Origin of the sequence: Cytophaga sp., from assembly GCF_051961495.1 — a bacterium.
Lineage (GTDB): Bacteria > Bacteroidota > Bacteroidia > Cytophagales > Cytophagaceae > Cytophaga.
In genome coordinates, this window is sequence record NZ_JBQCDF010000318.1 from 14,806 (window position 1) to 31,176 (window position 16,371).

General features: G+C 40.8%; 13 protein-coding genes. 9 read left to right on the top strand and 4 right to left on the bottom strand.

Translation table 11 applies throughout. The features are described from left to right. Positions 1-186: 186 nt before the first annotated feature. Genes ACTHJT_RS17395 through ACTHJT_RS17410 form a run of 4 tightly spaced genes read left to right on the top strand, consistent with a single transcriptional unit; the run spans position 187 to position 5,844 of the window. Entirely contained in the window at positions 187-2,397 is a 2,211-nt protein-coding gene (locus ACTHJT_RS17395; protein WP_440240572.1) for a gliding motility-associated C-terminal domain-containing protein, read from the top strand. A gap of 51 nt (positions 2,398-2,448) precedes the next feature. After that, complete coding sequence (locus ACTHJT_RS17400) at positions 2,449-4,674, top strand: gliding motility-associated C-terminal domain-containing protein (RefSeq protein WP_440240574.1); 2,226 nt, start codon at positions 2,449-2,451, stop codon at positions 4,672-4,674. Further along, positions 4,661-5,626, top strand: a complete 966-nt coding sequence (locus ACTHJT_RS17405) for a hypothetical protein (protein ID WP_440240576.1) — start codon at positions 4,661-4,663, stop codon at positions 5,624-5,626. The genes ACTHJT_RS17400 and ACTHJT_RS17405 overlap by 14 nt, the downstream gene beginning before the upstream one ends. 17 nt (positions 5,627-5,643) lie before the next feature. Continuing rightward, positions 5,644-5,844 carry a hypothetical protein gene (locus ACTHJT_RS17410; protein WP_440240578.1) on the top strand — a complete coding sequence of 67 codons (201 nt, stop codon included), beginning with the start codon at positions 5,644-5,646 and terminating at the stop codon, positions 5,842-5,844. Here ACTHJT_RS17410 and ACTHJT_RS17415 read toward each other — a convergent pair. The 3 genes from ACTHJT_RS17415 to lpxK are packed head-to-tail and all read right to left on the bottom strand — an operon-like array spanning position 5,839 to position 9,374. After that, a complete protein-coding gene (locus ACTHJT_RS17415; RefSeq protein WP_440240580.1) occupies positions 5,839-6,315 on the bottom strand; it encodes a hypothetical protein in 477 nt (158 codons plus the stop codon). The genes ACTHJT_RS17410 and ACTHJT_RS17415 overlap by 6 nt on opposite strands. 5 nt (positions 6,316-6,320) lie before the next feature. After that, entirely contained in the window at positions 6,321-8,321 is a 2,001-nt protein-coding gene (locus tag ACTHJT_RS17420) for a putative porin (RefSeq protein WP_440240582.1), read from the bottom strand. After that, complete coding sequence (gene lpxK / locus ACTHJT_RS17425; RefSeq protein ID WP_440240584.1) at positions 8,322-9,374, bottom strand: tetraacyldisaccharide 4'-kinase; 1,053 nt, start codon at positions 9,372-9,374, stop codon at positions 8,322-8,324. Positions 9,375-9,440: 66 nt separating this feature from the next. Here lpxK and ACTHJT_RS17430 point away from each other — a divergent pair, with 66 nt between their 5' ends. From ACTHJT_RS17430 to ACTHJT_RS17450, 5 genes are read left to right on the top strand one after another with little or no spacing between them, the layout of a single operon-like run. Next, positions 9,441-10,544 (top strand): Nif3-like dinuclear metal center hexameric protein, encoded by a 1,104-nt coding sequence (locus ACTHJT_RS17430; RefSeq protein WP_440240586.1) that lies wholly within the window; start codon positions 9,441-9,443, stop codon positions 10,542-10,544. After that, positions 10,545-11,291 carry a zinc ribbon domain-containing protein gene (locus tag ACTHJT_RS17435; RefSeq protein ID WP_440240588.1) on the top strand — a complete coding sequence of 249 codons (747 nt, stop codon included), beginning with the start codon at positions 10,545-10,547 and terminating at the stop codon, positions 11,289-11,291. 51 nt (positions 11,292-11,342) lie between these two features. Next, positions 11,343-12,824 (top strand): tetratricopeptide repeat protein, encoded by a 1,482-nt coding sequence (locus ACTHJT_RS17440; protein WP_440240590.1) that lies wholly within the window; start codon positions 11,343-11,345, stop codon positions 12,822-12,824. Then, a complete protein-coding gene (locus ACTHJT_RS17445; RefSeq protein WP_440240592.1) occupies positions 12,821-14,101 on the top strand; it encodes an anthranilate synthase component I family protein in 1,281 nt (426 codons plus the stop codon). Before ACTHJT_RS17440 ends, ACTHJT_RS17445 begins: the two co-directional genes overlap by 4 nt. A gap of 15 nt (positions 14,102-14,116) precedes the next feature. Beyond that, the gene (locus ACTHJT_RS17450) at positions 14,117-14,974 is read left to right on the top strand and encodes a zinc-dependent peptidase (RefSeq protein WP_440240594.1); all 858 of its coding nucleotides are present in this window, start codon (positions 14,117-14,119) and stop codon (positions 14,972-14,974) included. 52 nt (positions 14,975-15,026) lie between these two features. Here ACTHJT_RS17450 and ACTHJT_RS17455 read toward each other — a convergent pair whose 3' ends face one another. Then, on the bottom strand, positions 15,027-16,133 hold the full coding sequence (locus tag ACTHJT_RS17455) for a sterol desaturase family protein (RefSeq protein WP_440240596.1): 1,107 nt from the start codon (positions 16,131-16,133) through the stop codon (positions 15,027-15,029). Positions 16,134-16,371 lie beyond the last annotated feature (238 nt).

Sequence of the window (16,371 nt, forward strand, 5' to 3'; positions counted from 1 at the left end):
TTTATGCCTGATTATTTGTTACAATCATACATAAATACAAAATTATATTTAAAATTCAATTAATTTAATGCTTTTATATAAAAAAAATCCATAGATTAGTTTACCTTTGAGGTTCATCAATTCAAAAAAATTTAAACACAGGATAACAATATTTCGTAGTTATCAGGAACAAAATTAAATTTTACAATGGCTGCTCGTTTTAAAATTTATTTATTTTTATTCTTTTTGTTCCTGCTTCTTCAGGCAGGCAGCAACTGCTTTGCCTCAGGTTCTATAACTGTTTCGATACAATTAAATGGTGTCACCATAATTCCCGGGGGGGCTAAAAATGTACAGGTATGTACGGGTTCCATCTTCAACTTAAAATCTGCCAACGTAGCAAGCTCTCCGCCTTCAGGTGCTGCTGTTTATGAATGGAAAAACCTTGATTCATTAAGAACAATTAATTCAAATCCAATCAACACAGGCGATGCCGGAAGATGGGTGGCTACAATAAAATATTACAATACCAGTACTGCCAGCTGGATCTCAGCATCTGATACCGTTTTTGTTTCTTATTATACCTCAAGCGGATTTAAAATAACTACCTCCAACGGTGTGCCAATCGCAGGCTCAAATATATTTGTGTGCGGCAGCAAAGACAGTACCTTCCTTGCTTCTCCCGGCTATACAGATTATGTATGGTATAAGAACAGCACCGCAAATGTTGTCAGTACAACAAACAGCCTGACTGTTACACAGGCAATGTTATCCGCATCTGAAGGAACAGTTTCATTCTTTGTTACTGCCAAAAATGCTTCCGGCTGTGATGTTTCGGCCCAACAGAATATACGACGCGACAATTCCTTTGCTGTTAATCTGGGCCCGGATCAGGTACTTTGTTCAGGAACTCCTGTAACACTTTCCTCCCCTGTTACTCCGCCGCCAAGTGTAATCTTTCTGTACAAATGGAGTACAGGCGTATCCAATGTAGCATCCATATCTGTAAACACCGCCGGTACCTACACACTATATGTAACCAGCAATGGATCAAAATGTGTACTGAACAGTTCTGTTAAAATTTCATATATAGCTCCGCCAACAATAACCATCACGCCGGATACCAGTATCTGTTACAACACTTCTGTTCAGTTAAATGCTAACGTAACCGGTAATGGTACATACAGCTATGCCTGGACTCCGGCAACCGGTCTATCCAATCCGTCCGTCAGTAATCCTGTCGCAACGCCAACCACGGTAGGTCCTACTGTATACACTGTAAAAATTACCGATGCGCTCGGATGTTCGGGCGGCAGTTCAAAAAGTACAACCATCACCTTACTGGCCCCTTACACACATTCTTATTTTACGCTGGATGCAGGAAATGATACAGCTTTCTGCTATGATAAAGCCAGCCAGCTAAATGCAGTCATTACAGCAGCCTCTCCCAGCACCTATACCTGGGACTGGGGCCCCGGGCCGGGCTTTAATACGCCTGATATTCAAAACCCATTGTTCACTTCAACAGACGTAGGAACAAAAAAATATGGTGTTACTGCTACGGATGTCAGGGGATGCAAAAAAACAGACTCATTATTGATTATGATTCACCCTGCTCTGACTGTAACAACAAGCTTTACAGACAGCACACAATGTGTAGGCAATACGGTGCAGCTATACGCTTCCGCTTCGGGTGGCAGTTCTTCGGTTTATGGGTTTAATTTCTCACCACCCAACGGAGTTGTTTCAGGAAATCAATTTACATACCTGCAGCTTAACGAAGGAACGGAAGTCATCTCAGTAACTGCTGAAGATGCAAAAGGATGCCAGAGTCCCGCGGTAAATGTAAACATTACAGGCTATAGGCCTTATATAAAAGTTGCTGAAGGCGAAGATACTTCAGCTTTTGGCGGAGATCCGCTGGTATTGGTAGCTGATATCAAAAACAAACCGAATATAAAAATCAATTGGTACGAACAGTTCACCAATAATTTCCTGGTAAGCGGCCCAACATACACTTCCACAAAAGATGAAACCGTATATGCATTCTGCATGGACACAGTATTTGCATGTACCAATGCTGATACCGTAAATGTAAAACACCTGGAAGCCAATATGTATGTGATTTACATACCAAATGTTTTTTCTCCTGAAGCAAGTAATGAAGAAAATCAAAAACTGAAAGTTTATGGTACCTTGATTCAGGAAGATGGTTTTAGTTTCAGGATTTACAACCAATGGGGGCAATTGGTTTATCAAACAAATTCATTTTCAGAAGCAAATACAAAAGGCTGGTCTGGTGAAATAAAAAATAACAGTTCCAAACAATCATCCAATGTGTATACTTATACCGTTGATGGCAAATTTTTTGATGGCTCTACCTTCAGCAGGGCCGGTACTGCCACCATGCTCAGGTAAAACTATATCCGACCGGCGTTTCTATTCTCTGGAATATTCGTATTTTTGGAAATGATTAACCGGATCGTTACCGCAGTTTTCTTATTTCTCAGTTCTACTATTTTGCACGCGCAAATTGACAAGGAATTCTGGTTTGCAGTGCCCTATGCCAATCCAAGCAATGGAAGAATACCGGTATACTTGCGGATTGAGGCCTTTACACAAGCGGCAACCGTTACCATTGATGTACCCGCCAACCCGGCATTACAACCCAAAACAATTACAATCGCTGCCAATAGCTCTTATTCTTTGGACCTCTCAGGCTGGCTTGCTGATTTAGAAAATATTCCTGCCAACACCATTCTGAATAAAGGCCTGCATGTGACCGCTACCAAAGAGATCAGCGCATATTATGAATTGTATGGAGCGAGTTTTTATGCCCCGGGCACCAACAGTGACATCTTCACGTTCAAAGGTAGAAATGCACTCGGCAAACTCTTTTATACACCTTTCCAGACTCGCTGGGACAACCAGATCGATATTGATGCCTGGGCTTCCTTTGATATCATCGCAACGGAAAACAATACACTGGTAACAATTACACCTACCCAGGACATTGTCGGCCATGCAGCCTCAGTTCCTTTTACAATTGTACTGCAAAAAGGACAAACATGGAGCGGACAATCCATCACCACCGTTGCAGCTAACAGACCAACCGGAACCAAAATAGAAGCTACCAAACCTATTGCTGTCACAGTAAAGGACGACTCCATGCTTTTTGAGGAGCATTGGGATATGGGCGGTGATCAGATCATTCCGGTAAGTCAATCGGGTACTGCTTACTTTGTATTAAAGCACCTGTTGATGACTTTAGAACCGGATAATGATTTTGCCTATGTACTGGCAACTGAAGACAACACACAGGTATTTTTAGAGGGAGCAACAACACCGCAGACGACATTAAACGCAGGCATGCAAATAGAAATACCAATTAACCAGACTACCTACATTACTTCCTCTGCTCCCGTATATGTACTGCATGTTACAGGTTTTGACCGGGAACTGGCCGAAGCGATCATTCCCCAGATCAGATGTACAGGCTATAAAGAAGTTGGCTTTATCCGATCCAATACAGAAGATCTTGTGCTGAATATTCTCACAAAAAAAGGTAATGAAAACAGCTTTATACTGAATGGTAAAAAAACACTTATTCAGGCTAGCGATTTTTCTGTAATTCCAGGGAATACTGATTGGGTTTTCACCAGTAAGTACTTTAATGCTGCTCAACTCCCTGCTTTGAGAGCCAACCTCATTACAAATACAAAAGGTTCCTTTCATTTAAGTATTATGAATGGCGGCACTGATACAGGCTTCCGGTATGGTTACTTTTCGGATTTCGGTTTTGTTGACCTTGGCTCCGATACCACTATCTGTCCAGGTAAACCCTATGAAATTTCTGCAGGCATTCAGAAAGACAGCTACCTCTGGTCACCAACAGGCAAAACGACTTCCAGCATTATTGCCCGGGATTCCGGAACGTATACAGTACTTGTCACAAAAGATACCTGCTCGTTCAGGGATACAATTCACATCAGCTACTATGCCGACCAGGGCGACATTATTTCATCAAAAAATACAGATACGACCTGCGCCAACCAAACACTTGTCATAAATACCTATCCTTCTTATCATGACTTCCTCTGGTCTACAGGAGAAACAAGTGACGGCATCACCGTTAATCAAAGTAATACGTATCGGGTGAATGCAAAAAATCATTTTGGTTGTACAGAAAAAGATTCCTTAAAAATCACGGTCCTCCCTCTTCCGACGGGAAATATCACCTACAGTCCGCCAGACGATCAAACATTTTGTTCAACAGATATTGTCCATTTAACTGCGCCGGTAAACTTTAGTTCTTATCTTTGGCATACCGGAGAAACAACACGGAATATCCAGACAACCAAGACCGAGAATGGAATATATTCGGTTGTATTAACAGATAGTTTGGGTTGCAAAAATCCGGTTTACCTGGAAGTCGATTGTTCGGTCTTTATTGAAGTGTACAACCTCATCACACCCAATGGCGATGGGCTCAATGATTTCTTTGAAGTATCAGGATTATTGAAAAATACCTATTCCCTGAAAATTTATAATAGCTGGGGCGCATTGGTATATTCAAACGATAATTACAACAATGTCTGGGATGCAGAACCTCTCGAAGACGGGGTTTATTATTTCAGTCTTACTCATTACAAAGGAAAACGAAACATTAAAGGTTGGTTTCATGCAATTCATTAAAACGTTATTTTTCACACTGCTTGTATTCATATGTGTTCAGCAACAAGTTAAGGCAGCTCCTGAAGTACCTGATACGGTTAAGGTTGGAAGTTATATCCTGAGTTTACATGATATTAACTTCCATGATAAAGAATATACCATGCGCTACTGGCTTTGGTTTGTATACAACAATCCGCACTTCGATTTCACCACACAGGTAGAAGTGCCCAATGCCAAAAGCGTTGAAAAACCCGATGTACTGGTTGATACCATCAATGGTAAAACATGGGTGCTGATGAAGATGAAATCGGTGATGAAACAATCATGGAACGTAAACGATTATCCGTTTGATGAACAGAGTATCGTACTGTCTATTGAGAACACCATGTATGACAAAAAATGGCTGGTCTATGAAGTGGATTCAGCAGGCAGCAGCTATGCACCTACCATGAATGTTGACGGCTGGAAGATCAAAAACTTTCATGTGATGCGGGGAGAAAACGTGTACAACACATCTTTCGGAGATCCGAGGGCAACAACCTCTAAAGCCGAATACGATTCCTTCAATATAAAAATGACGCTTGAACGCGATGCGATGGGCCTGTTCATGAAAATTTTCCTGGGCATGTATATCGCTTTCTTCATAGGCAGTATTGCATTCTTTATTGAGGTAAAAGAAATCGAATCCCGCTTTGCCTTGCCTGTAGGTGGCTTGTTCGCAGCGGTCGGTAATAAGTACATCATTGATTCACTGCTTCCCGAAACCTCTGATTATACCCTGGTTGACACACTGCACTCAATCACCTTTGTATTTATCTTTCTTTCCATCTTCCTGATTGCTTACTGTACACAGCTGCATGAAAAAAATAAAGCATTCAAAGCTGAGCGCGTAAACATCATCGGTTCAAGAATCATGATCAGCACCTATATCCTGCTGAATATCTTCTTTGTTTCAATGGCAGCGTTCTTTTAAAATCAGATCACAGGTTTATGTCTATTTCTCTTGATACTATTCGCATTGGTAAAAAGTATTACATCATCAACTATGGTGAAAGACATGAGTTTATTGTGTTAAGACGTATCGCGGAAAATAACTACCTGGTTAAGGATCTGCTAACCCTTGAAAAATATGAACTGCAGGAATTTATTGTCTATGGAAAGGGTGATGATTTTGAACTGTTCGAATTATAAATACAGACCCTTCAGGTCCTGCTCGTAATCGAACTGCAGATCTTCGTGCAATGTTTTCAGAGCTTTTTCAACTTTGGTCAATTGGCGGTAATACAGATTTTCAATAACCGTGCTGTGACTGATCTTAATACCTGATGCCTTCATTTTTGAACAGAAGTGCATCAGTACTTCAATCTCCGTTTGTTTGATCCCAGAATACTTAATATACTTCGTCACCGAACGAACAATCTTTTGCAGTCCTTTCTTGGCGACATAGAGGTTGCTTGTGTTCAGCAGTTCGAACTGTTCGTCTATATCCGCTTTAATAGCAGCGATATAATCAGCTTCATTACCGGCTTCAAAAATAAGATAAGTAAGAAGTTCTTTACTCTCCTTTTTATATTTAGCCAGACGGAGACAGATCTCCACCAGTTCTTTGGACGAGAACGCCTGCAGTTCTTTCTTCAGTTCGTTTAAGGTAGCAGCTTTCATCGGGCTTAATCAAAGAATCTCCAGCTGATCCCAAAGTCGATCGTCCACGGAATACCTGTATAGTACGGAGTTGTATAGTATCCTTTCTTCGGAGTAATCAAGCCTTTCACATTTGCCAGTTTCACAAAAAGACGGGCCGTACGGATCTGCATATTCACAAAGTAATCGACTACAACATACTGATCGATGTAATTAAAATCCATCTTCGACGTGCCGGTATAACTGGTAACATAATACTGCTGGATCAGCGGGTTGTAACCATTCGACTGGAAAGAGGAACGATACAATACATCAAAACCTGTCTGCAATAAGGTAGCACGCTTAAACAACCAGGCTTCAATAAAGAGCTGCGTGGCATTCACCACCTGCGGCATCTGCAGCTTGCTGTATCTGCCCTGGTCAAGCGAATTGTACTGGAACTCATTGTACACATGGATCTTCCACAGATTAAATCGCAGTCCTAATTTAGCCTGGATATGTGTAATGGCAGTATCGTACTGGGCTGGTGTACCGGCTTCCGTATAATAGATGTAATTATTATACTGATTCCATGAAAGCGATGGAATAACATCTATTTTTTTCTTTCTGAAAATATATTCAGCAAACAAACGATTGGTCTTTTGTAAATCAAAATCAGTGTTATTCCATTTAACCAGATTGCTTTGATAATGGCTTTGGATCATGCTTGGCGATACTGCCCAGGTGCTGCCTTCCAGCCTGAAACCTTTATGCACGAAAGACAGTGAAGCATTATAATTATTTTTAGTAGTATCTTTTGGACTAGCCAATGAGTTCGTATGGTTCAATACCCCCCAATCCACGCTTGCTTCGGCATACGACTTCCCTTGTTCGTCGAAATACCTTCTCAAAATTCCATCCACATACCATTCCGATGTATAGCGGTTATAAGGAGAGATCGAATCGTAATATTCGCGCTGGCGCATGGTTACATAGCGGTTCTTGACAAAGGCTGCATAAAAGAATTTATTGCTGCTGCCCTTCACACCTGCCCGGTTATCCATGAAGTTGAAATCCGTACGGTCAGCAATGGAAACTGTATCATACGCGCCCGTTGGAGTATATGCAGAAAAACGTTCATAAAATGGCGCGTTGGTAGCCAGGCTGTTGTCGGTATAACGGTTGATTTTACGGGAGAAATCGAAGCGGTGGAACAGCTGTAGCTTATCGCCTTTCACAAGATCGTAATGCTGGTAAACCCGGTAATTGTAGCGTTTATCCAACGAGCGAGCATTTGTCAGCCATACGGTACTCAGCTGGTTGTTGAACATATCGTATTTATTGGCCAAACGTTTCTGTCCGTTGCTCTCATCAATCACAGAATCCAGCTTGATACCACCGTTCTCAAAGTTATGGGCCTCCATGTAATTAAACGATGCCAGTAAAAAGTAACGTTCATTTTTAGAATGATGCGACACAAAAAAATCAAAGGCATAATTTTCTGCCTGCTTGTCATTACGCGTTACATAGCCGATAATTTTTTTGGACACAATTCTACGCAGGTCTATCCCGAAGTTCCATTGCGCATTGATGTTACGCGTGAAAGACGCTTCCATGCTCTGCTGCCCCCTGCTGCCCTGGTAATACTTCAGTTCCGCATAAGGAGATTTGGTATCAAAGTATTTAATGTTGTTGGCATTGTATTCAAACGGACTGTACACATTAAAACCCGTTTGTAAACCTGTTTGCGAGGGCAGGTTGGAAGTAATGCACTGGATCGGCGTTACCCAGTTCCCCAGGTCCTGGCTGTACTGGGCATTTCGGTATATATACCCATAACGTTGTATACTCGCCAGACTGCTGTCGACCTCTGTTTTGAGTCCTCTGTTATAAAATACATCCGTTTCTGTACCATAACGCACGCTGTGATACCCATAGAGTTGTCTGGTAGAATCATCGAGGATCTGTGCACGGGAAGAAAAAATTATTCCTGTAAAAAGAATAATACCGGTAATACGCTTTAATAATGTATGAATGAAATACAACATTTATGAATGATTGATAAGACTCTTTAGTCTTTGAGTAATTTTAGTATTTATAACAGACAGGAGTTCTTCCCGGTTTGTATGAATAAGTAAATCGATTGGGATGTACATCCAGGTATTTTCAATACCACACGTATTAAACAAAGGTACAACTTTAACCCAATCTTTTTCAGTAGTTAACACCTGTGCCTGGGGATTACGCTGCTGTAATTCCTGAACTATCTTCAGATCAGTTTCTGTATAGTTATAATGATCCTTCTTATTGATGTGCTCAATAACCTGTATGCCTTTCGCTGCCAGATACTCCAGCAATGGACCGGAATTCGCAATCCCCGTAACCAGGATCACCTGATCGAAATCTCCAACGCCTGCTTGTCCGCTTTTTGTATACGCTCCGTATTGAATAGCTGTATAGTGCACGGGAATCTGTTTGCGGGCATAGCGATGGATCGCTTCATGATTTAACGGTTTATGAGCAACCGGGCTTTTCGTTACCACCACCAGGTCAGCACGCGCCGCGCCGCGCCTGAATTCCCGCAGCATACCTGTTGGAAGCACATAATCTTTATAAAAAGGGTCTTTGTATTCTGTCAGCAGGATGTTCACATCCCGTTTGATTCGTCTGTGCTGAAATCCGTCATCAAGGATGATCAATTGTAATCCTGGGATCTGCTGCAGCAATTGCTGTGCGCCGGCAACCCGGTCCTCACACACAGCTACATGATACCGCCCTGCAGCGTGGGTATACAGCTGTAGCGGTTCATCGCCAATAGCAGCAGCCGTTGAATCAACGTTTGCCAGAACAAAGCCTGTTGTTTTGCGGCCATACCCCCTGCTTAATACAGCAGTTTTATAAGAAGCAGAAAAATGATCCAGTAAGAATTGGGTGAAAGGAGTTTTACCGGTGCCCCCGGCTTTCAGATTACCGACACAGATTACTGCTGCCGGAACCAAATAACTCTTAAACCAGGACAAATCATATAAGTAATTTCTGCAGGAGGCAATTGCTCCATACAGGATTGAAAACGGCCACGCTAAAATTTTCAGAAAAATCACCTTATATTTATCCCTACGATTAATTTTAAAGCAAATTGCAAAGTCAGGCTCATTTTCACAAATCCTATGCCACGTATCGCCGATCTTATTTCCCATTTAGAACAAATTGCACCTCTTGCTTATCAGGAAGACTATGATAATTGCGGATTACTGACCGGAAACCGCCAGCATGAATGCTCAGGTGTGGTCGTTTGTCTGGATGTGGTAGAAGCAGTTGTAGACGAAGCCATAGTTAAAGGATTTAATTTAATCGTTGCGCATCACCCTGTGATTTTTAAGGGGTTAAAAAAGCTCACGGGCAGCAATTATGTGGAACGTTTGCTTATAAAAGCGATTCAGCACAACATTGCCATCTATGCGGTTCATACCAACCTCGACAATATCCAGGATGGTGTAAGCGGTATGCTTGCACAAAAACTCAATCTCATCCATACACAGGTACTTCTGCCTAAAAAAGGTCTGTTGGCTAAGCTGGTAACCTTTGTTCCTGTTGATGCAACCCAACAAGTACTGGATGGTATTTTTGCATCCGGAGCAGGCAGTATCGGTAATTACAGCGAATGTAGTTATTCTGTTTCGGGTATAGGTAGCTTTAAACCAAACACGCGGGCCAATCCGGCGATCGGCGCTGCCAACCAGCTTGAAAAGGTTGCTGAAAACCGTATCGAGATCATTTACCCGAAATACCTCGAAAGTCGTGTGGTTGCTGCTTTACTCGCAGCCCATCCATATGAAGTACCGGCATACGATCTTATTCCTCTTGAAAACAAAAATATGGAAGTAGGCAGCGGCTTTGTGGGTGAACTGGAAAAAAGTATGCCGAAGGAGGAATTCATGACTTATTTAAGCAAAACACTTTCCCTTGACTGTATCCGGTATACGACTGCCTTTCAAGGAGAAATAAAAAAAGTTGCCCTTTGTGGTGGTTCGGGCAGTTTTCTATTAAGAAACGCAATTGCCTCAAAAGCAGATGTTTTAATAACGGCCGATTTCAAATATCATGATTTTTTTGACGCTGAGGACCGTATTTTGATCTGCGATATCGGTCATTATGAAAGCGAAATTCATACAAAAGAACTTTTAGTGAATGTTTTAACAAAAAAATTCACTAATATTGCAGTCATTTTATCGAGTATTCATACAAACCCAATCGGTTACTATAAACTGTAAATGGAACAATCTACAATCGCTCAAAAATTAGATGCTTTAGTTAAGCTACAATCTATCGACTCAAAGTTAGATGAAATCATCAAAGTAAGAGGAGACCTTCCTGAAGAAGTTAGAGATCTTGAAGATGAATTAGCTGGTTATGAAACCCGATTAGCCAAACATGAAAGTGAGATCCACGCCATGGAAGATGGCATCAAGAACTTCAAAAACAGTATCAAAGAATCAGAAAAACTGATCAAAAAATACGAAGAGCAGCAAAAGAACGTGCGTAACAACCGTGAGTTTGATGCCATCAGCAAAGAAGTTGAACTGCAGCAATTAGAAATGCAGGTTTCTGAAAAAAGAATCAAAGAAGCATTGCAGCAGATCGAATTCAAAAAAGAAGAGATCAGAAAAACTGAATACAATTTAAGCGAGCGTAAAAAAGATCTTGAGAACAAGAAGCAGGAACTTGAAGTAATTGTTTCTGAAAGCCAGGATGAAGAAATTAAATTAAATAAAGAACGTGAAAAAGCTGCGAAGCAGATTGAAGAACGTTTATTGAATTCATATACAAAATTAGTAAACAACTACCGTAACGGTTTAGCTGTAGTATCAGTAAAACGTGGTGCTTGCGGTGGTTGCTTCAATACTGTTCCTCCACAACGTCAGGGTGAAATCCGTGAAAGAAAGAAGATCATCGTGTGTGAGCACTGCGGTCGTATTCTTGCAAACGTTGAATTTGTAATGGAAACTGCGAAAAAATAATAATAAGAAGATTCGTTGAATTCTTTTTTCAAATATTTAATAACAAAAAGGGTGTATTCATGGATACGCCCTTTTTTGTTATGTATTGTTTGTTACAGCACCTCTTCCATTCAGTCCTCTGCAACTTACTATTTCAATACAGAACTGGAAACTGCCTATAGAGAGATCCTGGAGCTTAAAACCAGCAGCGCTACCGAACGCCTTACCAAAGAACAATTACGTGATCCATCAAACGGCGTCACTGTATACCTGCTTTCCCTGAGCAAAACAACAGAGCTGATCGCGACAGAAGATTTTGCGGCATACAAAACGGATAAAGCTTTCGAATCAGCTTTTGTAAAACTACTGAACGCAAACAACCAGCCAACTTCTCCCTATCATAAATTCTGTCTGGCTGAAGTGCGCATGCAGTGGGCTTTTACTAAAATCCGCTTCAATGAATTAGCCGAAGCAGCAATCAACGCCAAGCAGGCACTAGGATTGCTAAATGATAATTTAGCTGCAGCGCCTTCTTTTACCCCTACAAAAAAATCATTGGGCCTGCTGAATATTGTAATGGGTTCCATTCCATCCTCCTATTCCTGGATCGCTTCCTCCCTTGGTTTTAAAGGTAACATCCGGTTAGGCGTAGAAATGATTCAGGCGGTGATCGATAGTAAGTCCATCTATTTTCAGGAAGCAAGCCTGATCAAGATCATTGCCGAGCAATACATATTGAACAAAGACTCCAATATGGAATCAATCAGACAATTGCAGGCGAAGTATCCGAACAATATTCTGTATACGTATTTGTATGCTTCGGTCTTAAGTAAATATGCCCAATCTGAAAAAGCTTTAAAAGTTATTGAATCCATTTCAGATGAAGATATTCATACCTATCTGCCGGCATTTGACTACCTGCATGGTGAGCTGCTGCTGCAGCACGGACAATATGTTGCATGCAGAGTATACCTGAATCGTTTCCTTTCAAATTTTAAAGGCAAGAACTTAGTGAAGGATACGTATTTTAAATTATTCCTGAGCTATTGGCTAGTAAATGAAGATGAAACTGCCATGACCTATTGGAAAGCCATCCCAACCGTGGGACAGGCGTCGTTTGAATCAGACAAGTATGCACAGAAGATCGCCGAGAATAACGAACTTCCCAATAAACAACTTACAAAAATCCGCTTATGTACGGACGGCGGACTTTATGCCAAAGGGTTTGAAATTTATAATCTGACAAACCTGAGCGATTTTACTTCCAAAAAAGATAAGCTGGAATATTATTACCGTGCAGGAAGATTGTACCAAAAATCCGGAAAGGAACTGGAATCCATTCATTACTACGAAAAAGTAATCTCGCTTTCTGATGTAAAAAACACCTACTATTTTGGCCCGAACTCTGCCTTGCAGCTGGGGTATATTTATGTCAAAATGAAAAACAACGAACGTGCCAAATATTATTTCAACCTGGCAATCGCATATAAAAACCACGAGTACGAAAATAGTATTGAACAAAAAGCAAAGGCTGCTTTAAACGAGATCAAATGAGCAGCATACGCTTACATAATACATCCGCAGCCTTCATTACAAAGGCACTGCCATGGCTTGAAAGCAGGTACGAAACCATTTCCTACCTGAACCCGAACAACTATGATCAATATCCCCGGAAGCCTTTCAGACACCTGCTCGCATTCGGTGCTGAACTGCAGGTAGAAGTACCGGATGATCAAACCGTTTTTAATGTATGGAACCTCTTACGCAGCAAATATCAAAAAGACTGGTTGTTTGTGTTTGTTTCCTATGAGGCGAAAAACAGTGTTGAACAATTAGAATCTATTCGACCAAAAGGCATCAGCAGCAAAGCCGCAACATTTTTTATTCCCGAACATGTTTGGGAACTGACTGCCGATAGCATACACATTCTTAAAGGTGAAGGTGCAACATTGATCGACGAAATTCAGCGCGCAACCGCAGCCAGCACTACAGCTTCGCATGCAGCCATAGAGATCAAACCGCTGATCAGCAAACAAACCTATATCGAACGTGTAGAACAATTACAAAAACTGATCCGCAAAGGCGATGCTTATGAAATCAACTACTGTATTCCTTTTACCGGAAAAGGTAAAATAGATCCTGCCGAAACTTACCTGCGCCTGAATACGCTGGCACCAATGCCCTTCTCGGTTTTCTCTAAATGGAAAGATTTTTTTATTCTTTCAGCTTCTCCTGAGCGTTTCATTAAAAAAGAAAAAGAGACGATCATCTCACAGCCGATCAAAGGTACCAGCAAACGTGGAAGCACTACCGCAGAAGACCTGGCATTGATCAAAGAACTGAACCAATCGGAAAAAGAGCAATCTGAAAATACCATGATCGTTGATCTTGTACGCAATGACCTGTCGCGCACAGCAGAAACAGGCTCCGTACATGTATCCGAATTCAGAGGATTATATACATTCCCGCATGTACACCAGTTAATATCTACCATCGAGTCACAGCTGGATAATACTTTTTCTGCCATTGATGCCATACAGCATTCCTTTCCCATGGGGAGCATGACCGGGGCCCCCAAAGTAAAGGTTATGCAGATCATTGATCAATACGAAGCAGTATCCCGCGGCCCTTTTTCCGGCACGGTCGGCTATATGGATCCGGAAAACAATTTTGATTTTAATGTACTGATCAGAAGTATTTTTTATAATGCAGCCGATAAAAATATATTTATGGAAGCTGGCAGCGCAATCACATACTACGCCGATGCTGCAGCCGAATACGAAGAATGCTTATTGAAAATTAACCCCATGATTCAAATAGTATCCAATTAATTTCCCCCCTAAACCATGGACAAAGAAATAGAAAATTTTGTAGAACACTCAGACTTCGTCTTGCCAGGCATTATCATCTTCCTGCTGGTTTTCTGGTCAAGCTTTTTCTTATTCGGCTTTTCAGTATTTAAGATCAGTACCGGGCTTTCAAACTTTTTATTTGACCGGTATATACTTTTTAAATACACGCTGAATTACCAGGAAAAAGCTACGCTGGAATATAAAATCCCTTTTTACAGAAATTTATCTCTGCCCCTTAAAAGAAAGTTTGAATGCAACGTAAAATATTTTATCCGCAAAAAAATATTTGAAGGCAGGGATAATTTTGTGGTTACAGCAGAAGTAAAATTACTGGTAGCAGCAGCAGCATCACAAATTTCATTCGGTCACTTCCCTACTATTTATGAGCATTTCAGAAAGATCGTTATTTATCCGGACAAATATTTCTCAGGTACCACACAACGTTACCATTTAGGTGAAGTACAATCCAACGGCGTGATCAAACTTTCCTGGGCTGCTTTTACAGAAGGCATCCGTGTAAAAAATGACGGTGTGCATGTAGGTTTTCATGAAATGGCTCATGCATTAAAAATTGAAGACTCCACCTTGCACGACATGGAGCATTGCTTCATGGATAAAACTGCCTTGAATGAATTTCATAAATATTCTTCCGAACGCATCAAAAGCCATATAGACGAAGGCTTCCTGCGTGAATATGCCTTCACCAATTCCGAAGAATTCTTTGCGGTTACCATTGAATACTTTTTTGAAATGCCGAATGAATTAAAAAGAAACGAACCAAGGGTATTTGAATATCTCAAGCAGATTTTAAAACTTGATCCGCTGAATCATCAGAACCCCGTACTCAAATAATTTTAAAGTCATATTCCGGCCCCGGTATGGCCGGAATAATGACTTCAAATATTTAATAAACAAGTTTCAGGTAAAGCTTTCGCAACGTATTGTACAGCATGGTAAAGACCAATACGCCGGCATTACATAACAGGAACTGAGGCGAATCATTATATTGCAGTGCAATAAATTCAAGGATGGCCAGTATACGGATGTATTCAACAAAGAAGATCCATTTTTTTTGTTCCAGCAAGGCACAGCAATTAATCAGCGTGAGAATCATAACACTGCTTATAAAGAAATCCGTACTGACAGAAAACCGATCGAAATAAAGGATCAACAATAGCAGGCCCAATAACAAACCGGCAAACTGGATATTGATATACCGCTTATACCTGCCCGTTCTTCGCTCTATAAGAGGAATAGGTTCTACCTGGTTCAACCAGATCGCTTCAACAATCTCCCTTTCATCTCCTGCCATTGTATCAGGTCTTCCGAATATAACCTTCAACTTATTTATTAAACCCTGTGTTTGACGGACCCGGTAAGTAATCTCAATCAGATAATGAAAATGCTGCCATAGAAAACTGTGTGTCTTCAAAGGTTTGGTAATACCATATACCGGTTTATGTTCTTCTTCTTTAAAGGTTCCGAAGAGTTTATCCCAGAAAACAAACACATCTCCATAGTTCTTATCCAGATATTCTGCATTTGATGCATGATGTACCCGATGGTGAGAAGGCGTAATCAGTACCTTTTCAATCCAGCCTAATTTGCCAATGAGTTCTGTATGTGTAAAGAAAGAGTAAGCGCCATGCACAACCAGTATGATAATGACCATATCTGCCGGAAAGCCGAGCAACGGCAATACACACCAGAAGACATTGCGCACCAGCGCCTGGAAGATGGTAATCCTTGTAGAGGTTGTATAATTAAAATCTTCGCTCTGATGGTGTACAATATGAAAGGCCCATAGAATATTAATTTCATGCCCTAGCCGGTGATACCAATACCATACTAAATCTGTCAGCAATAACAGCAAAACCCAATAATACCAGGCCGGCTGAATCGTGAATATGGCATAATGTGCATGAATATACTTAAACACAAAGTAAAATACACCGCCAATCCAAAGGTTGCATACACGTTCTGCAACCCCGATAGAAAGGTTCGATATCATTTTTTTATAACTGAAGATTATTCCATAAACCTTCTTTGCCAATGTAAATTCAAGCGCTATAAAAAATAATATCAAGACAATTCCCAATGCATATAGAATCATATACCCAATCTTTTTTTAGTTCATACAATAAAAAAATCAGATCAAAGCATACGCTTCAACCGGATTTCCATGAAAAAAATGTTAACCTACTTGCGCATAAGCCAATTCTTCCGAATTGAAATAATCTTCTAATGCT

Excerpts from the sequence above, each read along its gene's own strand:
- ACTHJT_RS17395 (WP_440240572.1), top strand. The coding sequence starts at position 187 with ATGGCTGCTCGTTTTAAAATTTATTTATTTTTATTCTTTTTGTTCCTG.
- ACTHJT_RS17400 (WP_440240574.1), top strand. The coding sequence starts at position 2,449 with ATGATTAACCGGATCGTTACCGCAGTTTTCTTATTTCTCAGTTCTACT.
- ACTHJT_RS17405 (WP_440240576.1), top strand. The coding sequence starts at position 4,661 with ATGCAATTCATTAAAACGTTATTTTTCACACTGCTTGTATTCATATGT.
- ACTHJT_RS17410 (WP_440240578.1), top strand. The coding sequence starts at position 5,644 with ATGTCTATTTCTCTTGATACTATTCGCATTGGTAAAAAGTATTACATC.
- ACTHJT_RS17415 (WP_440240580.1), bottom strand. The coding sequence starts at position 6,315 with ATGAAAGCTGCTACCTTAAACGAACTGAAGAAAGAACTGCAGGCGTTC.
- ACTHJT_RS17420 (WP_440240582.1), bottom strand. The coding sequence starts at position 8,321 with ATGTTGTATTTCATTCATACATTATTAAAGCGTATTACCGGTATTATT.
- ACTHJT_RS17430 (WP_440240586.1), top strand. The coding sequence starts at position 9,441 with ATGCCACGTATCGCCGATCTTATTTCCCATTTAGAACAAATTGCACCT.
- ACTHJT_RS17435 (WP_440240588.1), top strand. The coding sequence starts at position 10,545 with ATGGAACAATCTACAATCGCTCAAAAATTAGATGCTTTAGTTAAGCTA.
- ACTHJT_RS17445 (WP_440240592.1), top strand. The coding sequence starts at position 12,821 with ATGAGCAGCATACGCTTACATAATACATCCGCAGCCTTCATTACAAAG.
- ACTHJT_RS17450 (WP_440240594.1), top strand. The coding sequence starts at position 14,117 with ATGGACAAAGAAATAGAAAATTTTGTAGAACACTCAGACTTCGTCTTG.
- ACTHJT_RS17455 (WP_440240596.1), bottom strand. The coding sequence starts at position 16,133 with ATGATATCGAACCTTTCTATCGGGGTTGCAGAACGTGTATGCAACCTT.